This window comes from Mesorhizobium sp. BR1-1-13 (assembly GCF_020165515.1).
Lineage (GTDB): Bacteria > Pseudomonadota > Alphaproteobacteria > Rhizobiales > Rhizobiaceae > Mesorhizobium.
Map to the genome: position 1 here is coordinate 147299 of NZ_JAIUIH010000012.1, position 20548 is coordinate 167846.

Genomic DNA, 20548 nt, shown 5'->3' on the forward strand with positions numbered 1-20548 from the left:
ATGCAAGAACGTTGAGGGTTGCCGCGCTGTCTGCGTTGCTGTGGCGCATGGCAGTGCCATTCCTGTAAGAAGCTCTCAGACGGCGCCAGAGCTGTACTTGAGGGCGCCAGGTCGCCTATTGTGTTCTCGTCTCGTATTGCCTCAAACACACTTCAGTCAGGGTCACCAATGGCAACCCCTCCGCGCCGACCGACCAATCCGATGGCAGCCGCCGAAGCTGCCTTCAAACCGGTGAAGAAGCCGGCACCGCCAATTCGCGAAGCTTCGACCGCGCCGGATGTCCGCGAGCTTGTTTCGATCCGGATCGACCGGGCCGTGCTCGACCACTTCCAGGAAGATGGCCCCGGCTGGCAGGACAGGATCAACGACGCGTTGCGGCAGTTGGTGGCCGCCAAGCCAAGGGATTGAGCTCACCGCCCGCACGGCGCGATGGGCCTGCAAGCGGTGATCCGATCCGATCTTTGACGCCGACTACCTTGCCTTGACCCCGCCAAAACCCTGCCGCATGGTCCGCGCCAAACGCAACCGAGAGCTCCCCGTTGAACGAATATTTCCTGCTGCCGCTGGCCTCGTTGCCCTTTCCCAACATCGACCCGGTGCTGATTCAGATCGGACCGCTGGCGGTGCACTGGTACGGCGTCGGCTACATCGTCGGCATCCTGTTCGCCTGGTGGTACGCCAAGCGGCTCGCCGCCAATCCGAAACTCTGGGCCGACGGCATCCTGCCGATGAAGCCGGAGGACCTCGATGATTTCATCATCTGGGCGGCCATCGGCGTCGTGCTGGGCGGGCGCACCGGCTACGTGCTGTTCTATGACCTGCCGCGCTATATCGCGCACCCGCTCGACATCTTCGCCGTCTGGCAGGGCGGCATGTCGTTCCATGGCGGCCTGCTCGGCGTCATCCTCGCCATGACGCTGTTTTCGATCAAGCGCGGCATCCGCACCTGGTCGCTATTCGACGTCGTGGCCGCCGGCGTGCCGGTCGGTCTTGGCCTCGTGCGCGTCGCCAACTTCATCAACTCCGAACTCTGGGGCCGGCCAACCGACATGCCGTGGGCGATCGAGTTTCCCAATGGCGGGCCGTTTACCCGCCATCCGAGCCAGCTTTACGAGGCCCTGCTTGAAGGCCTGGTGCTCTTTCTCGTGCTGCGCTTCCTCACCCATTCGCGCCTCAAGCTGAAGACGCCGCGCTTCGTCGGAGGTGCCTTCATCTGCGGCTATGGCCTGTCGCGCATAGCAGTCGAATTCTTCCGCGAGCCCGACCAGCAGCTCGGCTATCTCCTCGGCACCAACTGGCTCACCATGGGCATGATCCTGTCCTCGCCGATGGTGCTGGCCGGCATTTGGGCGATGACGACAGCCAAGCCGGTGCCGCAGTCACGGCCGCAGGCGACATGACGCGGCTGAAGACACGCATCGTCGATCTGATCGAGGCGACGGGGCCGATCCCCGTCAACGAATACATGGCATTGTGCCTGTTCGATCCCGAGGCGGGCTACTACACCACGCGCGAACCGTTCGGCGCCGCCGGCGATTTCGTCACCGCGCCGGAGATCAGCCAGATGTTCGGCGAGCTCGTCGCCGTCTGGCTCTACCAGGCCTGGCTGGCGGTCGGCCGGCCGACGCCGGTCACCATCGGCGAGATCGGCCCCGGCCGCGGCACGCTGATGAAGGACATGCTTCGCACCCTGTCGCGGCTCGAACCGGCACTGGCCAACGACGCTGCCTTCGCCATGATCGAGACCAGCCCGCGCCTGACCGAAGTGCAGAAACAGACGCTCGGCGCCACACCGTTCTCGATTCGCTGGCACGAGACCATCGATACGCTGCCGCCACAGCCGCTCTTCATCGTCGGCAACGAATTGTTCGACGCCATCCCCGTCCGCCAGTTCGTCCGCGCCGGCACCGGCTGGCGCGAGCGCGTGGTCGGCCTCGACGCCACGAACAATCTTTCCTTCTTCGCCGGCGCCGGCTCGCTCGACCCGACGCTGCTGCCCGCCGATGCCGGCGAAGCACCGCAAGGCGCGATCGTCGAGATAGCTCCTGCCCGCATCGCCCTGATGGCGGCCATAGCCGAGCGCATAGCCGCTCAAGGCGGCTCCGGCCTGTTTGCCGACTATGGCTATCTGCGGCCGGGTGTCGGCGACACGTTGCAGGCCGTGCGCCGTCATGATCACGAAGATGTGCTGGCCAATCCCGGGCAAGCCGACCTCACCTCCCATGTCGATTTCGCCGCCCTTGCCGGGGTGGTGCGCGCGCATGGTCTGGACGCCCATCTGTCGACGCAGGGTGATTTCCTGCTCGGCCTGGGCATTCTGGAGCGTGCCGGCCGGCTTGGCGCCGATGCCAGCCAGACGGCACGCGACAAGATCGCCGGAGACGTCGAACGCCTCGCCGGGCCGCAGGCCATGGGCGACCTGTTCAAGGTGCTTGCCATAGTGCCGCGCGGCGTTGCCGTTCGCCCCTTTGCCCAAGCTCCGAGCTCGGATTGACAAAGGCGTGACGACGGCCAGTCCGGTTGTGCCGGTACATTTTCATGGCCGGCAACCCCTATAGGAATTTTTTCTTGACGGGGTGAAGGCAACTATGGTAGACATTTGGTTATGGTGCTGAGTTGCGCCAGGGACCCGCCGCACAGGCGGGTTTTTCCGTTCAATTGCTCCCTCAACCGCGCAGCGGCGAAGGAACCGTTACCCCGGATTCGTTGCGTTGCCCCTTCGCCACGCCGGATTGACTTTTCACCGTCACCCCTCCCAATCTCCCGTCCGGTAAAAGAGCGGCTGAACGCCGGCCGTCTCGCTTTCCGACTTTTTCTTGACGAAACCGCCCACACGGACAACAACGCCCACATGCTGAATCAGACTAAACCGGATCCCGTGCGGTCGCCGCTGCTGGACCTGGCGCAGGCACAAGGCATCCGCCACGGTTATTTCACCCGCATAGGCGGGGTCTCGACCGGCATCTATCGGGGCCTCAACATCGGCACCGGCTCGGATGACGACCAGGCGCTGGTCGCCGAGAACCGCCGCCGTGTCGCCGCCTGGATGGGCGTGCCGGCGGACCATCTCCTGACCGCCTGGCAAATCCATTCGCCTGATGTCGTCATCGCCAGGGAACCCTTTGCCGGTGAACGCCCCAAGGCCGACGCCATCGTCACCGACCGGCCGGGCATCGCCATCGGCGCCTCGACCGCCGATTGCGGCCCTGTGCTGTTCGCGGATGCCGGGGCGCGCATCATCGGCGCGGCGCATGCCGGCTGGAAAGGCGCCTTCACGGGGGTGCTCGAGAACACCATTGCCGCCATGGAAAGTCTCGGCGCTCGCCGTGAAAACATCGTCGCCGTGCTCGGCCCTTCGATCGGCCCGGAAAACTACGAGGTCGGGCCCGAATTCGTCGCCCGCTTCGTCGAGGCCGATGGCGAAAATGACAGGTATTTCGCGCCTTCGGCGAATCCCGGTCATTCGATGTTCGACCTCAACCGCTACACGGTGGACCGGCTCGACAGGGCGGGTGTGACCGCGCAGGGTCTCGGCCGCTGCACCTATGCCGAGGAAGATCTGTTTTACTCCTACCGGCGCACGACGCACCGCAAGGAACCCGATTACGGCCGGCAGGTATCGGCAATCGTTTTGGAGAGTGAATGATGGCGCTGCATTTTGAACGATCCGAATTCGACGCGCGCCGCGATCGGCTGGTGATCGAGATGGCCGAGAAGAAGCTCGACGCCATCCTGCTCTTCGCGCAGGAAAGCATGTATTGGCTGACCGGCTACGACACGTTCGGTTTCTGCTTCTTCCAGTGCCTGGTGGTGAAAGCCGACGGGTCCATGGTGTTGCTGACCCGCTCGGCCGACCTGCGTCAGGCGCGCCACACCTCGATCATCGACAACATCGTGCTGTGGACCGATCGCGATGGCGCCAATCCGGCGGTCGACCTGCGCAATCTGCTGAACGAGCTCGACCTGCTCGGCGCCCGCATCGGGGTCGAATACGACACTCATGGGCTGACCGCCTATAATGGCCGCCGCCTCGACGAGCAGCTGCAGACCTTCGGCCAGATCGCCGATGCGTCCGGCATCGTCGGTCGGCTGCGCCTGTTCAAGAGCCCGGCCGAGATCGCCAAGGCCGAGAAGGCGGCGAACCTGGCCGACGACGCGCTGGATGCGGCCTTGCCGCTGATCAAGCAGGGCGGTGACGAGGCACTGATCCTTGCCGCCATGCAAGGCGCGATCTTTGCCGGCGGCGGCGACTATCCGGCCAACGAATTCATCATCGGCTCCGGCGTCGACGCACTGCTGTGCCGCTACAAGGCCGGCCGCCGCAAGCTCACCAAGAACGACCAGTTGACGCTCGAATGGGCGGGGGTGTTTCATCACTATCATGCGCCGATGATGCGCACGGTGCTGACCGGCAAGGCCTCGAAGCGCCATCAGGACTTGTTCGACGCGGCCCGTGCCGCGCTGCTGGCGGTCGAGAAGGCGATGACGCCGGGCAACAGTTTCGGCGACGTGTTCGACGCGCATGCCCGTGTCATGGAGGCACGTGGACTGACCAAGCATCGGCTGAATGCCTGCGGCTACTCGGTCGGCGCCCGCTTCACCCCGTCCTGGATGGACATGCCGATGTTCTACCAGGGCAATCCCGAGCCGATCGCGCCGAACATGACGCTGTTCGCCCACATGATCATCATGGATTCCGAAACCGAGACGGCGATGACGCTTGGCCGCACCTATCTCACGACCGAATCACAGCCGAAGCCGCTTTCCCGCCATGATCTCGACTTGATCGTACAGTGAATCCACGATGGGAGGCGTTCTTCGCCAAGGAGTTAGAAGGCAAATGAGACGATCGCAGCTGACGACCGTGTCATTGCTCGTGGTCTTGGCGCTCGCCGCCTGCACCAACGCAAAAGACGTCCTCGAACCCTCCGCCATCACCCCGCCCACGGCCGCGGCGCCGGCCACGCCGGCAACCCAGGGCGGCGGCACCGCCACCCCGGCACCCGCTGGCCCCGCCACCACCACGGCGGGCGCTCCTGCAACGACCACGACGTCAGCCACGCCGGCCCAGACCGCGGCAGTCCTTGCCAGGACGCGCCTGCAGATCGCGCCGATCGTCGGCGCTTCGGTGGAAGCGGCGACGCCGCTGACGGCGGAGTTGCAGACGCGCGCCAGGCAGCGCGGCATCACGCTGGCCGGCAGCGCCGACCAGACCGCGACCCATGTGCTCAAAGGCTATTTCTCGGTGATCTCCGAAGGCAAGGACACCACCGTCATCTATGTGTGGGACGTCTACGATCCCTCGGGCAACCGCCTGCATCGCATCAACGGCCAGCAGAAGGCGGCTTCGGCCAATTCCGGCGTCAGCGGGGGCGGCGACAGCTGGAAAGCGGTGGCGCCAGCCACCATGCAGGCGATCGCCGACCAGACCATCGACCAGTTCGCGGCATGGCTTGGCGGCAAGGCGGGCTAGACCATCGGACCCGAATGGAAACGGCCGCGGGGAAATCCGATGCTCGAACAAGAGGAAGGAGCAGCGGCGCCGGGTCCGCTGCCCGGTGTTGCCCATACGCGATGGCGCGAACATTTCCCAGGATTAGCCGGCGGATTTCCAATCACGGTGCTTGCAATAGCCGCGCGGGCCGCTAAAAGCCCGGTTAAAGGGCGTAGGCGAGTCTGTTGGGGCTCTCCATCCTCCACCAGGAACGGTGCATGAAACTCTTCGCGGGCAATTCCAACAGGGTGCTGGCCGAGGCGGTCGCCCGCTATCTCAACATCCCGCTGGGCAAAGCCAGTGTCAGGCGCTTCGCCGACCAGGAAATCTTCGTCGAGATCCAGGAAAACGTGCGCGGCGAGGATGTCTTCATCCTGCAGTCGACTTCCTTTCCGACCAACGATCACCTGATGGAACTGCTCATCATGATCGACGCCTTCATGCGCTCGTCGGCCAAGCGCATTACGGCGGTGATCCCCTATTTCGGCTATGCCAGGCAGGACCGCCGCGCCTCCGGCCGCACGCCGATCTCGGCCAAGCTGGTCGCCAACATGATCACCCGCGCCGGGGTCGACCGCGTGCTCACGCTCGACCTCCACGCCGGCCAGATCCAGGGCTTCTTCGATATTCCGACCGACAATCTGTTCTCGGTGCCGGTCATGGCCCGCGACGTGAAGGCGAAATACAAGCAGCTCGGCAACGTCGTCGTCGTGTCGCCCGACATTGGTGGCGTGGTGCGTGCACGCGCGCTGGCCAAGCGCTTCGACGCACAGCTCGCCATCGTCGACAAACGCCGCGAGCGTCCCGGCGAATCGGAGGTCATGAACATCATCGGCGCGGTCGCCGGCAAGGACTGCCTGCTGATCGACGACATCGTCGATTCCGGCGGCACGCTGTGCAACGCCGCCGATGCGCTGCTGGCCAACGGCGCCACCAGCGTCACCGCCTATATCACTCATGGTGTGCTGTCGGGCGGCGCGGTCGCCCGCATCAGCGGCTCCAAGCTGCAGGAACTGGTGATCACCGATTCCATCCAGCCGACCCAGGGCGTGCTCGACGCCCCCAATATCCGCGTCATCTCGATCGCCGACCTGATGGGCGAAGCCATCTCGCGCACGGCAACCGAGGAATCGGTGTCGAGCCTGTTCGACTAATTGTCGATCCCGGCGGGCGCGTAGCGCAGCAAAACAGATTACAACGTGGAATCAGTGCTCCTGCAAATGGACCTTGGACCGAGGGTTGCCGCATCAGCTTGATGCCATCGGCGCTGCCTCAAGCGGCGATCGGACCGCCTATGCGCCGCGGGTTTTCGCCGGCATCTCGCGCGCCGCGCATATAGCCGCGCGGCGAGGCGCCGAGCATGCGCTTGAACATGGTGATGAAGGCCGGCACGCTGTCATAGCCGAGATCGAGCGCCACCCGAGTGATCGGCTCGCCATCGGCGAGCCTCGGCAGCGCCGCGAACAGGCATGCCTGCTGGCGCCATGTCGATAGCGACAGTCCGGTCTGGCGATGAAAGGCGCGCGTGAAGGAGCGTCGGCTCATGCCGGCGGCGTCCGCCCACTCGTCGATCGTCGCGCGCGGCGACGGTGCCGCCACGAAACGCCGGCACAGCGCCGCCAGCCTGGGATCGGACGGGAACGGCAGGCCAAGCGGCCGCTCCGGCAAGGTCGGGATTTCGTGCAGCAGGAGATTCATGATCAGCCCGCCGCGGCCTTCCAGCACGCCGCCTTGCGGCAGTTTCTCCGATTCCACGATCAGGCTGTGCATCAGGTCGGTGACGCCGACGACGCGCAGGCCTTCCGGCAGTCCGGGGATCGCTCCCGGCATGACATAGACCGAGCGCATCGAGACGTCGCCCAGCATCTCGACGGAATGCTCGGTTCCCGCCGGAATCCACATGGCGTGATCGGGCGGGACCATCCAGCGCCCGTGCCGCGTCGTCACCAGCACGACACCGACCAGCGCATGCAGCAACTGGCTGCGGCTGTGGCGGTGCCGCGGCACATGGTAGCCGTCGGGATATTCGGTCGGCAACGCCACCGCCGGCCCGGCCACTTGCTCCAGCCATAGCCAGCGACGCTCGTGCAACTGCTCGAGGTCGGCACTACCAGCGTGAATAATTTCCCTGCCATGCGGCATAAGCTATGGCCCACTCGCGAAACTATTGGACCAAACCACGAAAGAAGTCGTCCCGCAAGCAGCCTATAAGCCATCCGTTCCCAAGGCGACGCAGGAGCGTCCGCCAGCTTGCCCGCGGGTATGCCGCCAAAAAGACTATGGAGCCTACCTTGACCGATACGACAGCCGTCGCCCCTCCCGCGACCGCCAGCCATGCTTCAGCCCAGGCGACGGCCTTCACCGTCATCCTGGCGGTGAGTTTTTGCCATTGCATCAACGACATCATGCAGTCGCTGCTATCGGCCATCTATCCCCTGTTGAAGGAGAATTACGGCCTCGATTTCTGGCAGATCGGCCTTCTCACCTTCACCTTCCAGGTGACCGCGTCGCTGCTGCAGCCGGTGATCGGCATGATCACCGACAAGCGGCCAATGCCCTATTCCCTGCCCTACGGCATGGCCTCCTCGCTGATCGGCCTGATCGTGCTTGCCTATGCCGGCCACTACACGCTGCTCCTGATCGGCGCTTCGCTGATCGGCATCGGCTCGGCGATCTTCCATCCGGAATCCTCGCGCATCGCCCGCTTCGCCTCAGGCGGCCGCTTCGGCCTGGCACAGTCGCTGTTCCAGGTCGGTGGTAATTTCGGCCAGTCCATGGGACCGCTGCTGGCGGCGTTCATCGTCGTTCCCTTCGGCCAGACCAGCATTTCATGGTTCGCCGTCGGCTCGCTGATCGGCATCGTCGTGTTGTGGCAGGTCGGCGGCTGGTACAGCCGCTTGCGCGCCACGCAGGCGAACCGCAAGACGTCCAGTTTCGTCTCGCCCTTCCCGCGCCGCAAGGTGATGGGCGCGCTTGCCGTGCTGACGCTGCTGGTGCTGACCAAGAACGCCTACATCGCCAGCCTCTCCAGCTACTACACCTTCTACGCCATCCATAAGTTCGGCGTCTCGGTGCAGATGTCGCAGGTCATGCTGTTCCTCTTCCTCGGCGCCTCGGCGCTGGGCATCCTGCTCGGCGGTCCCTTCGGCGACCGCTACGGACAGAAGGCGATGATCTGGTTTTCCATCGTCGGCGTGCTGCCCTTCACGCTGGCACTGCCCTACGCCAACATGGAATGGACGATGGTGCTGACGGTGCTGATCGGCCTGATCCTGTCGTCCGCCTTCTCCAACATCGTCGTCTTCGCGCAGGAACTGGTGCCGGGCCGCGTCGGCATGATCGCCGGCATCTTCTTCGGCTTCGCTTTCGGCGTCGGCGGCATCGCGGCAGCCGTGCTCGGCATCGTGGCCGACATGAAGGGCATCGACTTCGTCTTCCAGATCTGCTCGTATTTGCCGTTCCTGGGCCTGCTGACGGTGTTCCTGCCCAACATGAAGGAAGCGCGGAAGGCCTAGCCTGGGAAAGCGCCTCGACACGTGCGAGCGCGTCGAGGCCTCAGTGCAGGCCGAATTCGCGCAGCAACTCTTCACGGTGGCGCACGAAGCGGCTTTCGCTGCGGTCACGCGGGCGCGGCAGGTCGACGGTGATCAGCCGCGCCGCGCCGCCTTTCTCCCTGGGCAGGATCAGCACTCTGTCGGCGAGATAGATCGCCTCCTCCAGATCGTGGGTGACCATGACCATGGTGACGTTTTCCTCGCTCCAGATACGCGCCAGTTCCTCCTGCATGGAGATCTTGGTCATGGCGTCGAGGGCGCCGAGCGGCTCGTCGAGCAGCAGGATCTCGGGCTGCACCGTCAGCGCCCGGGCGATGCCGACGCGTTGCGCCATGCCGCCCGAAAGCTGCCGCGGGTAGGCATCGCTGAACTCGGCAAGACCGACCAACGCTATGTAGAAGCGCGCCCTCTGCTCGGCCTGCGCCTTGGGCACGCCGCGAACTTCGAGGCCGAAGGCGACATTGCCAAGCACGCTCAGCCAGGGCAGCAGGCGCGGTTCCTGGAAGATCACCGCCCGCTCCGCGCCGACACCCTTTATTTGCTTGCCGTCGATCGCAACGGCGCCCTCGTCGGCGGTCTCCAACCCGGCAAGGATGCGCAGCAATGTCGTCTTGCCCGATCCGCTGGCGCCGACAATGACCAGGCACTCGCCGGAGCGGATGTCGAGATTGAGCGAACGCAGCACGGCGAGCGAGCGCCCGCCGAGCGCAAAGGACTTCGACAGGTCGCGGATCGTGACCTCGCCGCGTGCTGTGGCCATGCTGGGAGTCCCCTTGCTCAATTGGTCTTGCTTTCGCCTGGCCGGTAGAGGATGTCGGCAGCCTTGAGCTTGCCTTTCGGCAGGCGGCCGTCGCGCTCGAGCACAGCCACCCAGAAGTCGATGTCGCGGTCGGTCGCCACCGCCTTCTCGCGCAGACCGAAACCCGTCCAGTAGCGCGCCAGTTCGCCGTTCTCGCCGCGTTTGTCGAGGATTTCGGCCAGCACCTTGCGTGCCTCGTCGGGGTTCTGTCGCGACCAGTCGGCCGCACGCGCGGACTGCTCGACGAAGTTCTTGGCGGCGTCGCGATTGGCGACGATGAAATCCCGCCGCAGCACGACGAAGCCGCCCGCGATCTCGCCCAGCACGTCGGCGTCGTTGAACACGCCGCGCACACCGCCATTGGCCACCAGGGCACCGGCGAAAGTCGCCTGCCAGTAGCCGAGCCCGGCGACATCGACCTGATGCGAGCGCAGCGTCTGCTCGAGTTGCGGCCCCGGCACCACGACGAGCTTCGCCGCGTCCGGCGGCAGGCCGACGCTGTGCAGCGCCTCACGCACCGCGTAGTCGAGATGGGCGCCGAGCGTGTTGACCGAAATCGTCTTGCCGGCGATGTCCGCGATCGACCTGATCGGGCTGTCCTCCAGCACATAGAAGACGCTTTTGACCTGGCTGTTGATGCCGTTGCTCGGATAGGCGGCGACGAAGTCGTTGCCGCCGGCGATCGAGTTGATCACGGCCGGCGTGGCGGCCGAACCCAGGTCGACGCTGCCGGAGGCGAGCGCGAACAGCGATTCCGGGCCGCCGCCCGCATAGCCGACATTCTCGAGCTCGATGCCGAGGCCCTTGAAGTAGCCGAGTTGGTCGGCGAGCTCATGCGGAGAGATGCCACCGCGGCTGGCGAGATAGCGTATCTTGACGGAAGCGGCCTGCGACCGCGCGATCGACGGTAGCCCGACGATGATGCCGGCGGCAAGAGGAGCGCGCAGAAGCAGGGAGCGGCGTGTGATGGTCATGATCCGGCCTTTCACTTTTCAAAAATGACGATGATGGGGGCGGCTGTTCAGCCGGCGGAACTGCTCCAGCGGCAAAGCCGCCGCTGCAGGCTGACCAGCACCTGGTTCGCGATCAGGCCGAGCGCGGCCAGGATCACGATCGACGCGAACATCAGCGGGATCTGGAAATTGTACTGCGCGTTCATCACCTGGAAGCCGATGCCTTTGTTGGCGCCGATCATTTCCGAGGCGATCAGCAACAGCAGCGCGGTGGTCGCGCCGAGCCTCAACCCGACGAAGATCGAAGGCACGGCGCCTGGTAGCACGACGCGCCGGAATATGGTCAGCCGCCGGGCGCCGTAGACGCGCGCCATTTCGAGCAGCTTCGGATCGACCTCCTTGACGCCGCTGATCGTGTTGAGCAGCAGCGGAAACAGCGTCGCCCAGAAGATGACGAACACTTTGGAGGCTTCGCCTAGCCCCAGAAGCAGGATGAAGACGGGATAGAGCGCCAGGGCCGAGGTCTGCCGGAACAGTTGCAGGATCGGATCGAGCGCCGTCTCGACGCTGCGGACCTGACCCATGACGAGGCCGAGCGGGATGGCGACTGTAGCCGCCGCGGCGAAGGCGAGGCCGGCGCGCTGCAGGCTGATGGCGATGTCGCCGAGCAGGCTGCCCCCGGCGAGGCCCTTCCAGAGCGCTACGACGATCATGTCGATCGGCGGCAACACCGCGGCATTGACCCAGCCGCCGCTCGCCGCTGCCTGCCAGAACGCCAGGAAACCCAGAAGCACGCCATAGCGCGACAGCAGACGCGCCAGGGTTCGGCCAGCCAGGCTCAGAATATCGGCACCGAGCCCGTTGCCGTTTTCATGCGCGCCGATGCCGGTCGGCCGTTCAATGTGCTGCAAAGTCATCGTCATGCCTTTCGCTTCAACGCATCATTCGGCTGCGAGCACGGTCGAACGGGCAACCGTCCAGGGGTTCTGCGGCCGCTTGAGGCCAAGATTCTCGCGCAGCGTCCTGCCCTCGTAAGCGGTACGAAACAGGCCGCGCCGCTGTAATTCGGGGACCACCAGGTCGACGAAATCGTCTAGCGCGCCGGGCAGCCATGGCGGCAGGATGTTGAACCCGTCGGCGGCTTCGTTGCTGAACCATTCCTCCAGTTGGTCGGCGACCTGAATGGCGCTGCCGATCACGGTGTAGTGGCCTCGTGCGGTCGCGACCCATTGATAGAGCTGGCGGATGGAGAAGTTGTGCTCGTCTGCGATCTGGCGGATCAGCGCCTGGCGGCTTTTCATGCCTTCGGTTTCGCGGCTCGGCGGCAGCGGTCCGTCGAGCGGATAGCCCCTGAGATCGAGCGTTTGTCCGGCAAGCCCGTTGAGCAGTGCGACGCCGTCCTCGGGCAGGATCAGGTCGTTCAATTGCTGATACTTGGCTCGCGCCTCTTCTTCGGTGCGGCCGACAAAGGGCGCCACGCCCGGCATGATCAGCACCTGTTCGGGATCACGGCCGGCTAGCGCCACGCGGGCCTTGATGTCGCGATAGAATTCCTGCGCAGAAGCAAGGTTCTGATGCGCGGTGAAGATGACCTCGGCCGAGGCTGCCGCGAGCTTGCGCCCATCCTCGGACTGGCCCGCCTGCACGACCACGGGGTGGCCCTGCACCGGACGCGGCACGTTGAGCGGCCCTTTGACACTGAAATGCTCACCCTTGTGGTCGATGTCGTGAAGCTTGTCTTTGTCGTAGAAGCGGCCCGTTTTCTTGTCGCGGATAAAGGCGTCGTCCTCCCAGCTGTCCCACAGCGCCTTCACCGTCTCGACATGCTCATGCGCTCGTGCGTAGCGCTCGGCATGGTTGGGCTGGATGTCGCGGTTGAAGTTGCGCGCCGTGTCGTCGCCCGCCGAGGTGACGACGTTCCAGCCGGCCCGGCCATTCGACAAGAGGTCGAGCGAGGCGAATTTGCGGGCAAGCGTGTAGGGCTCCTCATAGGTGGTCGAGGCCGTGGCGATGAATCCGAGATGCGTCGTCAGCGGCGCCAGCGCCGCAAACAACGTCACCGGTTCGAAACCCGCGATCTTGGCGTTGCCGCCTTCGCGGGCGCCAAGCCCGACCGTCAGGTTGTCGGCGAGGAAATAGGCATCGAACAGGCCCCGTTCGGCGGTCAGCGCGAGCTGCTTGTGAAACTCGAAATTGGTCGCGCCGTCGGCCGGAGCGTCGGGGTGGCGCCAGGCGGCGACATGCTGGCCGCCACCGGGTAGAAAGGCGCCGAGCTTGATCTGTCTTGATTTGATGGTCATGGCTGGGTCCCTCTGTTCGAAAACCATTGGAGTTCAGGCGGCGAGGCCGACGCTGCGTGCCGTCCCGACGACGCGGGAAACCTCGGCAACCGCCTGCCGGGCGCGGGCATGGATGGCCTCCGACACCAGGACGCCGTCGGCGAAATCCTTGTCCGATGCGTAGATCGCGGTCGGCACGGTCAGCGCCTCGAAAAAACCGAACAGCGGCCGCAGCTGATGTTCGACGATCAGCGAGTGGCGTTCGCCGCCGCCCGTCGCGGCAAGGATGACCGGTTTCCCGCGCAACGACGACGGATCGAGCAGATCGAACAAATGCTTGAAGAGCCCGGTATAGCTGCCTTTGAAGGTCGGCGACCCCGCGACCAGCACATCGGCGCCGACCAGCTGTTCGATGATGGCGCGGGCCGCAGGATCGAGATCGCCGAGGTGCCGTGCCGCCGGCAGCGACGGACCGAGATTTTCAATATCGTATATAGCCGAGGTCGCCCCGATGCGGTTCGCCGTCTCGCCGGCGATATGGCTGATAAAGGCCTTGGTCTTCGATGGGCGGGTCAGGTTACCGGATATTCCCACCACCAGCTTGTTCGTCATCGGGCTCTCCTCGCGGTCCTTATTCATTAAGGCTACCGATTTTGTAGAATTAAATGAGCGAGAAGATTTCAAAACTGGCGCAATCGGGAGATTGAGTTTGCGCCGCAGCGCCCTTCAGTGGTTCGGCAGATGCGCGGTTCCGGCTAAGGGGTGTCGCCATTCTCGGACGCCAGGCCGACCAGCGACAGGTCCAGGTCGACCTCGCCGCCGCCGGCCGCAAGCTGCCCGTCCACTGCAACGGCCCGAATGAGACCCCGACCGAACGCTCGGGCATGACGCTGGCTGAACTCGATGCCCTGAACCGAGAGATCCAGGCGCTGTCCGCGGCGTTGACGAGCGATCGTCAGCCACACCTGCGCCTGGCAGCCGTTCCGACCGATGGATTGTCCGGGGCGCCAGGATCAAATCGACGGCCCGCCGTGCGGGTCGGCGGGACCTGAGCCAAGCCTGATCAGGCGGATTTCAGCACAGTGAATGGGCGTTTGACAGTCCGCTTTGCCTGGAAACTCCCGGCCGGAGCGGGCCGGCCGACATGAAAGCCCTGGACCTTGTCAATGCCGAATTCGCGCATGAGAGCCATCTGCTCGTCCGTTTCCACCCCTTCGACCAGAATTTTGTGGCCACGGTTTCGGACCAGCGCGACGATGTCCTGGAGCATTGCCTTGCCGTTCGGGGTGGCGCAGTCATGAAGGAAGGAGCGGTCGATCTTCACCGTATCGAAATCGATCAGCCGAAGCCATGAGAGGCCCGCGAAGCCGGTGCCGAAATCATCAAGCCAGATCTTGATCCCCAGCAGCTTCAGGTCGCTGATGCAGCGAAGAATGTCCGAATGCATCTCCATCTCCAGCCCCTCGGTGATCTCGAAGGCCAGCCTGTTGCCGGTTACGCCGGTCTCGCCCAGGATGGTTGCGACCGACGCCGCGAACCCGGGCGTCTTGAGCTGGATCGGAGAGACGTTGACGCTGACCACGCGCACATGATCGTGCGCCAGGAGCTCGGCGCACACAGTCCTGATGGCCCAGCGCCCGAGTTCCAGGATGGCGCCGGTTCGCTCCGCTACGGGGATGAACAGGCTCGGCGGAACCGATGTGCCGTCCAGCATTTTGAGGCGCATCAGGGCCTCCACCGCTTCAACCCGGTCCGTCGCGACATCCTGGATCGGTTGATAGACCAGTGAAACGAGAGCCTGGCCGATCGCGATCTTCAGCAAAGCCGCAATGTTCTCGCTCTCGTCGCTGCTCTGGGGATCGGTTGGATCGAACAGCCGGGCACAGTTTCGACCGCCTGCCTTTGCCAGATAGAGTGCGCGGTCGGCCTCGTGGATGATCTTCTCCAGCTTGGCACCGGTCTGCGTCCTGGTGAATGCAGCCCCAACGCTTACCGTCACAACCGAGATACCGTCACGCCGCAGTTCGTGGGTAAGCGCCAGGTTCTCGACGGTGCGGCAAATGGCTTCCGCGATATCTATGATCTGATCCTTGTTCTCCATGCGGGCCAGGACGATGAATTCTTCACCGCCGTAGCGGCCGATCGAGCCATTGTATTCCCTGATCATATCCCGGAGGGCATTGGCGACATGGATGAGGCAACGGTCGCCTTCCTGGTGGCCGTAGCAGTCATTGAACTTCTTGAAGAAGTCCACGTCGATGAGCATCGCCACGAAACTGGTGCCGACCCGTTGCCACTCCCCCCAGTAGTCCCTGAGCTTTTCATCGATCGCCCGTCGATTCTCCAGACCCGTAAGCGGATCGGTCCGCGACAGCCGCAGCAGCGCCTTGCCGCGTTCGGTGGCTTCCTTGTGCTGGATTTTGGCTTCCAGCGCGTTCAGGAAGACGTTGTAGCGCTCCTCGTTCAGCTTCCAGTTCACATAGGACGTGAATGTGAAGCACGAAACGTAGAAGGCGCCAAATACCATCTTGTATGTTACCGTGGCAGGCACAAAGTAATTCACAGCATACAAGACACACATGATGATGGTCGATGTCACGATCGATAGATTGAAACTGAATGTAAAGAATAGATTTGCACTCATCATGAAAATGGTGCCGAATACCATATAGTAGGCGACGCTTTCCTTGTCCGCGCTCATGAAGGCCGGGAACAACCAGCCGATATAGCCGAAAATGATGGCCCCGGCGCAAGTCACGTCGAGCCATTCCGTGGCCACTCCCCGGCGAAGTTGCGCCTCCAGGATCGACAGCGCGGTCACACCGACGGCGAAGCGCGCCATGATCGTATAGGCCGCCACGTCCGGGATCAGCAGCAGATCCGTTGCCGAAAACAGGAGATAGATGGCCACGGCGATCCAAAGCCCAGGCCGGGCTTCCAGTCTTCGCTTCGCCTGGGCTTCCCTTCGATAAAGGACGCGGAGCTCGTCGGCCCCCGGCTCGTAGCGGGCTTCGTACGGCTCTACATGCGCCATGTCGGCCAGTCTGGATGACACGCGTTCGCTCTCGACAAATCCTGGTTGAAGGGGATTTTGCGTTCCAAGTTCTTTCTGGCTTCTGCCCCCACGCGGGCCAACTCCTTGGACGCGACGGCGACTGCGCACCTCGCACGACAATGCAACGGCGCGAAACAAATTTCGGTTAACTCGGGCCGGGAATCCAATGCGGCGGGTTTTAACGCGCGAACATGGTTGGCGGGAAATTAAGCATACCGTTAAAATGCGTTCGGGACGACATTGGCAAATCGGGCATTGTACGTAATAAGTTAACTGACTGTTAACTATGGAGTGCTCGAGTGCAAAGTGTCTTTGATGGCAAAAGCCTGATTACTGCCGAGATGATTGCCGGCAGTTTTCCTCGAAAAAAGCCCGAGCATCACGGCGAGGCGTTCGAAACCGCCCGCGCCGAGCTAGCGCTCATTCTCCACGCCACACACCAGCAGGTCGAGGAAGGCAAAGACCCTGCCGAGATCGTTCGTCGCCTGCTGTCCTACCTCAACGCCCTGCGGTCCAAGGTTCATCCCGACGTTTGGCAGTCGTTGATCCCTGTGGCGCAGAACCACCCGATCCTGGACTACTTTCTCCAGGACCCGCTCACCCGGTGGTCATTCACCAAGCCGAGGGGCTACTCCGGCGACGCGCAGTTGCTCGACTACATCTATTGTGATCCGCACGTGGCCGAAAGCGTGGCGAGCGCCTCGGACACCGGAAAAGCACTCTACAGCCATACCAAGGACGTACCGTCCTGCGTGGCGGCGCGGGAACGGCGCGATCTCTTGACCCGGTATGTCGACGAGACGGCGGACAAGAGCGGACCGCAAGCCGAGGTCCTGGCGATCGCCGCCGGTCATTTGCGCGAGGCCAATCGTTCGACCGCCTTGGCCGAGGGCCGCCTCAAGCGCTGGGTTGCGCTCGATCAGGACCCCCAGAGCGTTGGATTGATCGCGCGCGACTTCCAGGGCACCGCGATCGAGGCCGTCGACGGTTCGGTGCGGACCGTGCTCACCAGGGGCCACAAGCTGGGCAAGTTCGACCTCATCTACGCCTCCGGCCTTTACGACTACCTCCAGCACAACGTCGCCGTGAAACTCACGAAGACTTGCCTGCAGATGCTGAAGCCGAACGGCAGGTTCCTGTTTGCGAACTACGCCGAGGGCAATCCCGACGCCGGCTATCGGGAAACGTTCATGGACTGGGTGCTGCTGCTGCGTTCCGAGGTCGACATGTGGAACATCATCAATGCCAGCGTCGACCGCAACACGGTCGAGGCGCAGGTTTTCTTTGGCGAGAACCGCAACGTGCTGTATGGCGTCATCGAAAAGCGCGGATAGGGCAATTCCAGGAAAAATGCGCGGCGGTTTTCCCGGAGAAAGAGCATAGCGCCTTCCCCGGGCAATTGCGTACAGACAAAGAACTGGAGCGGGTCGGTGACCCTATCGACGCTGAACCGCTCCAGTGACAACCGTGGACCGGCGCCGGCGTGAGGCCTCGAGCGCTTTCGGCCGGGCTAATCGTCCCGCCCCGGACCATCGCCTTTGGATGACTGCCTTTGGCTTGCACCTCCCGCCGCCTTCCGCTATAGAGCCGCCACCCGCGTAGACACCCTTGGAGGCAACGCGGCGGAAGGCCGCCTCACCCGGCGGCTTTCGACGTTTACGGTCAAGGCCCATTGCCAACCGCAAACGCTCCAGAACAACGCGAAAGGAAGTGCCATGAGCCACGATACTTACGAGCTCAAGGCCGAAGCGCGCGAACAGGTCGGTAAGGGGTCCGCCCGTGCAGTTCGCCGCAACGGTAAAGTGCCTGCAGTAATTTACGGTGACAAGCAGCCTCCCCTGGCGATCGCTCTCACCTACAAGGACATCTACTACAAGATCCACGGCGGCGGGTTCCTGACCACGATCGCCACGATCGACGTCGACGGCAAGAAGATCCAGGTCCTGCCGAAGGACTTCCAGCTCGACCCGGTCAAGGATTTCCCTGTCCATGTCGACTTCCTGCGCATCGGCAAGGACACCGAGGTCAATGTCGACGTGCCTGTCCACTTCATCAACGAGGACAAGTCGCCCGGCATCAAGCGCGGCGGCGTGCTCAACATCGTGCGTCACGAGGTCGAGTTCCACTGCCCGGCCAATGCGATCCCGGAATTCATCACCGTCGATCTCACCGGCGCCGACATTGGCGATTCGATCCATATCTCGTCGGTCAAGCTGCCGGCCGGCGTCAAGCCCGTCATCTCCGACCGCGACTTCACCATCGCGACCGTCGCCGGTTCGTCGGCAATGAAGCCGGAGACGGAAGAGACGGTCGAGGCTGCACCTGAGGCGGCTCCCGCCGCCGAAGAGAAGTAACTTTTCACGCCCGGAGCTGACGATGCCGCTTGTCTTTGCAGGCCTCGGCAATCCGGGCGCGAAATACATGAACAACCGGCACAATGTCGGCTTCATGGCGGCGGACGCGATCGCCCGCCGCCACTCCTTTTCGCCCTGGTCTAAGAAATTCCAGGGATTGATCGCCGAGGGCACGCTCGGCGGCGAAAAGATCATCCTGATCAAGCCGCAGACCTTCATGAACCTGTCCGGCCAGTCGGTCGGCGAAGCGCTGCGCTTCTACAAGCTCGGCCCCGGGGCGCTGACCGTCTTCTACGACGAGATCGACCTTGCGGCCGGCAAGGTCAGGGTCAAGGTGGGCGGCGGCTCGGGCGGCCACAACGGCATCCGCTCACTCGACCAGCATGTCGGCAATGCCTATCGCCGGGTACGGATCGGTGTCGGCCATCCCGGCGTCAAGGAGATGGTGCACGGCCATGTGCTCGGCGATTTCGCCAAGGCCGACCGCGAATGGCTGGACGTGCTGCTCGACGTGATCGCCGACGACGCTGGCTTGCTCGCCAAGGGCGACGACAATTCCTTCATGAACCGCATCACGCTGGCGCTGCGCGACAAGCTCGTGCCGACCGGCGATGACGACCGGCCGCCACCCAAGGCGCCGAAACAGCAAAGCCACGTCCGGCAGGCACGCCCGCAGCAGGCGCCCGTCAAGCTGCCGGAGAGCGGCCCGATGGCCGCCATGCTGAAGAAGCTGTTCGGCAACAAGGACTGAGCTTGGGTCCATGGGCGTTACAGGGCTTGACGTTCATCACCCCTATCGCCCATAGCCCTCACCAAATCTCGAATTCCCGATAGGACCGGACAAAATGGGTTTCAAATGCGGCATCGTTGGCTTGCCCAATGTCGGCAAGTCGACGCTTTTCAACGCGCTGACGAGGACGGCCGCCGCGCAGGCCGCCAACTACCCGTTCTGCACCATCGAACCGAACACCGGCGAAGTGGCGGTGCCCGATCCGCGCCTGCAGAAGATCGCCGCGATCGGCAAGTCGAAGGAGATCATCCCGACCCGCATCTCCTTTGTCGACATCGCCGGCCTTGTGCGCGGCGCCTCGAAGGGCGAAGGCCTGGGCAACCAGTTCCTCGCCAACATCCGCGAGGTCGATGCCATCGTGCATGTGCTGCGCTGCTTCGAGGATGACGACATCACCCATGTCGAGGGCCGCATCGACCCGGTCGCCGACGCGGAGACTGTCGAGACCGAACTGATGCTCGCCGACCTCGAGAGCCTCGAACGCCGCATCGCGCAATTCCGCAAGCGCGCGTCCGGCAAGGACAAGGAAGCCTTGACCGTGCTGCCGATGATGGAGGCAGCGCTTGAGCTTCTGCAGGCAGGCAAGCCGACCCGCATCCTGCTCGACGGCATCTCGGCGGAAGATCTGCGCATCCTGCAGGGCTTGAACCTTCTGACCTCGCATCCCGTGCTCTACGTCTGCAACGTCGCCGAGGCGGATGCTGCCACCGGCAACGAGCACACCAGGGCCGTGGAGCAGATGGCCGCCGCGCAGGGCGCCCGCACCGTCGTTATTTCGGCCGCGATCGAAGCCGAGGTTGCGCAGCTCTCCGACGAGGAAGAGATGGAATTTCTGTCCTCGCTCGGCCTCGACGAGCCCGGCCTGAACAAGGTAATCCGCGCCGGCTACGAACTGTTGCAGCTCATCACCTATTTCACCGTTGGGCCGAAGGAGACGCGCGCCTGGACTGTGCACAAGGGCGCCAAGGCGCCGCAGGCGGCCGGCGTCATCCACACCGATTTCGAGCGTGGCTTCATCCGCGCCCAGACCATCGCCTATAATGATTTCGTCACGCTGGGCGGCGAAGTAGCGGCCAAGGAAGCCGGCAAGGCGCGCGACGAAGGCAAGGAATATGTCGTCCAGGACGGCGACATCATGCTGTTCAAGTTCAACACGTGATCCCTCGGTCATATCCGCAGGGATCCTAGGCCGAAGTGTGAACGGGCCAAGCCGCGTCGCATTCCCGACAGGGTGAGGCCGTGCACGGGCTGCCCTCGCTAGGCCTTTCCG

The 20548-nt window shown here is 63.8% G+C and carries 19 protein-coding genes; 12 read left to right on the top strand and 7 right to left on the bottom strand.

What is annotated here, in order from left to right:
- Positions 1–168 precede the first annotated feature (168 nt).
- From LB533_RS24410 to LB533_RS24440, 7 genes are all read left to right on the top strand, one after another.
- The gene (locus tag LB533_RS24410; RefSeq protein WP_140639718.1) at positions 169–408 is read left to right on the top strand and encodes a BrnA antitoxin family protein; all 240 of its coding nucleotides are present in this window, start codon (positions 169–171) and stop codon (positions 406–408) included.
- 131 nt (positions 409–539) lie between these two features.
- Positions 540–1400: a prolipoprotein diacylglyceryl transferase gene (lgt, locus tag LB533_RS24415; RefSeq protein WP_140639719.1), complete on the top strand. Its 861-nt coding sequence runs from the start codon at positions 540–542 to the stop codon at positions 1398–1400.
- Positions 1397–2494 (top strand): class I SAM-dependent methyltransferase, encoded by a 1098-nt coding sequence (locus LB533_RS24420; RefSeq protein WP_140639720.1) that lies wholly within the window; start codon positions 1397–1399, stop codon positions 2492–2494. Before lgt ends, LB533_RS24420 begins: the two co-directional genes overlap by 4 nt.
- A 357-nt stretch (positions 2495–2851) precedes the next feature.
- Positions 2852–3646, top strand: a complete 795-nt coding sequence (gene pgeF / locus LB533_RS24425; RefSeq protein WP_140639721.1) for a peptidoglycan editing factor PgeF — start codon at positions 2852–2854, stop codon at positions 3644–3646.
- On the top strand, positions 3646–4797 hold the full coding sequence (locus LB533_RS24430) for a M24 family metallopeptidase (RefSeq protein WP_140516886.1): 1152 nt from the start codon (positions 3646–3648) through the stop codon (positions 4795–4797). The genes pgeF and LB533_RS24430 overlap by 1 nt, the downstream gene beginning before the upstream one ends.
- 43 nt (positions 4798–4840) lie before the next feature.
- Positions 4841–5473, top strand: coding sequence for a hypothetical protein (locus tag LB533_RS24435; protein WP_224678366.1), 633 nt, complete (start codon positions 4841–4843; stop codon positions 5471–5473).
- A gap of 239 nt (positions 5474–5712) precedes the next feature.
- Positions 5713–6648 (top strand): ribose-phosphate pyrophosphokinase, encoded by a 936-nt coding sequence (locus LB533_RS24440; protein ID WP_019860650.1) that lies wholly within the window; start codon positions 5713–5715, stop codon positions 6646–6648.
- 118 nt (positions 6649–6766) lie between these two features.
- Here LB533_RS24440 and LB533_RS24445 read toward each other — a convergent pair whose 3' ends face one another.
- On the bottom strand, positions 6767–7636 hold the full coding sequence (locus LB533_RS24445) for an AraC family transcriptional regulator (protein ID WP_224678367.1): 870 nt from the start codon (positions 7634–7636) through the stop codon (positions 6767–6769).
- 149 nt (positions 7637–7785) lie between these two features.
- On the opposite strand from LB533_RS24445, the gene LB533_RS24450 reads away from it, so the two are divergent.
- Positions 7786–9009 carry an MFS transporter gene (locus tag LB533_RS24450; protein ID WP_140666080.1) on the top strand — a complete coding sequence of 408 codons (1224 nt, stop codon included), beginning with the start codon at positions 7786–7788 and terminating at the stop codon, positions 9007–9009.
- Between the two features lie 40 nt (positions 9010–9049).
- Here LB533_RS24450 and LB533_RS24455 read toward each other — a convergent pair whose 3' ends face one another.
- The 6 genes from LB533_RS24455 to LB533_RS24480 all read right to left on the bottom strand — a co-directional run bounded on the left by LB533_RS24455 (position 9050) and on the right by LB533_RS24480 (position 16113).
- Positions 9050–9808 carry an ABC transporter ATP-binding protein gene (locus LB533_RS24455; protein WP_224678369.1) on the bottom strand — a complete coding sequence of 253 codons (759 nt, stop codon included), beginning with the start codon at positions 9806–9808 and terminating at the stop codon, positions 9050–9052.
- Between the two features lie 17 nt (positions 9809–9825).
- Positions 9826–10821, bottom strand: coding sequence for an ABC transporter substrate-binding protein (locus LB533_RS24460; protein WP_140639725.1), 996 nt, complete (start codon positions 10819–10821; stop codon positions 9826–9828).
- Positions 10822–10868: 47 nt separating this feature from the next.
- Positions 10869–11717 (bottom strand): ABC transporter permease, encoded by an 849-nt coding sequence (locus tag LB533_RS24465; RefSeq protein WP_140639852.1) that lies wholly within the window; start codon positions 11715–11717, stop codon positions 10869–10871.
- Between the two features lie 24 nt (positions 11718–11741).
- On the bottom strand, positions 11742–13100 hold the full coding sequence (locus tag LB533_RS24470; RefSeq protein ID WP_140639726.1) for an LLM class flavin-dependent oxidoreductase: 1359 nt from the start codon (positions 13098–13100) through the stop codon (positions 11742–11744).
- Between the two features lie 33 nt (positions 13101–13133).
- Entirely contained in the window at positions 13134–13691 is a 558-nt protein-coding gene (gene msuE / locus LB533_RS24475; RefSeq protein ID WP_140639727.1) for an FMN reductase, read from the bottom strand.
- A 451-nt stretch (positions 13692–14142) separates the two neighbouring features.
- Entirely contained in the window at positions 14143–16113 is a 1971-nt protein-coding gene (locus LB533_RS24480) for a putative bifunctional diguanylate cyclase/phosphodiesterase (protein ID WP_140639853.1), read from the bottom strand.
- Positions 16114–16433: 320 nt separating this feature from the next.
- Here LB533_RS24480 and LB533_RS24485 point away from each other — a divergent pair, with 320 nt between their 5' ends.
- The 4 genes from LB533_RS24485 to ychF all read left to right on the top strand — a co-directional run bounded on the left by LB533_RS24485 (position 16434) and on the right by ychF (position 20437).
- The gene (locus LB533_RS24485) at positions 16434–17468 is read left to right on the top strand and encodes a class I SAM-dependent methyltransferase (protein ID WP_140639728.1); all 1035 of its coding nucleotides are present in this window, start codon (positions 16434–16436) and stop codon (positions 17466–17468) included.
- 381 nt (positions 17469–17849) lie between these two features.
- Positions 17850–18488, top strand: coding sequence for a 50S ribosomal protein L25/general stress protein Ctc (locus LB533_RS24490; protein ID WP_140496025.1), 639 nt, complete (start codon positions 17850–17852; stop codon positions 18486–18488).
- A 22-nt stretch (positions 18489–18510) separates the two neighbouring features.
- Positions 18511–19239 carry an aminoacyl-tRNA hydrolase gene (gene pth / locus LB533_RS24495; RefSeq protein ID WP_140639729.1) on the top strand — a complete coding sequence of 243 codons (729 nt, stop codon included), beginning with the start codon at positions 18511–18513 and terminating at the stop codon, positions 19237–19239.
- Positions 19240–19333: 94 nt separating this feature from the next.
- Complete coding sequence (ychF, locus tag LB533_RS24500; protein WP_140524909.1) at positions 19334–20437, top strand: redox-regulated ATPase YchF; 1104 nt, start codon at positions 19334–19336, stop codon at positions 20435–20437.
- Positions 20438–20548 lie beyond the last annotated feature (111 nt).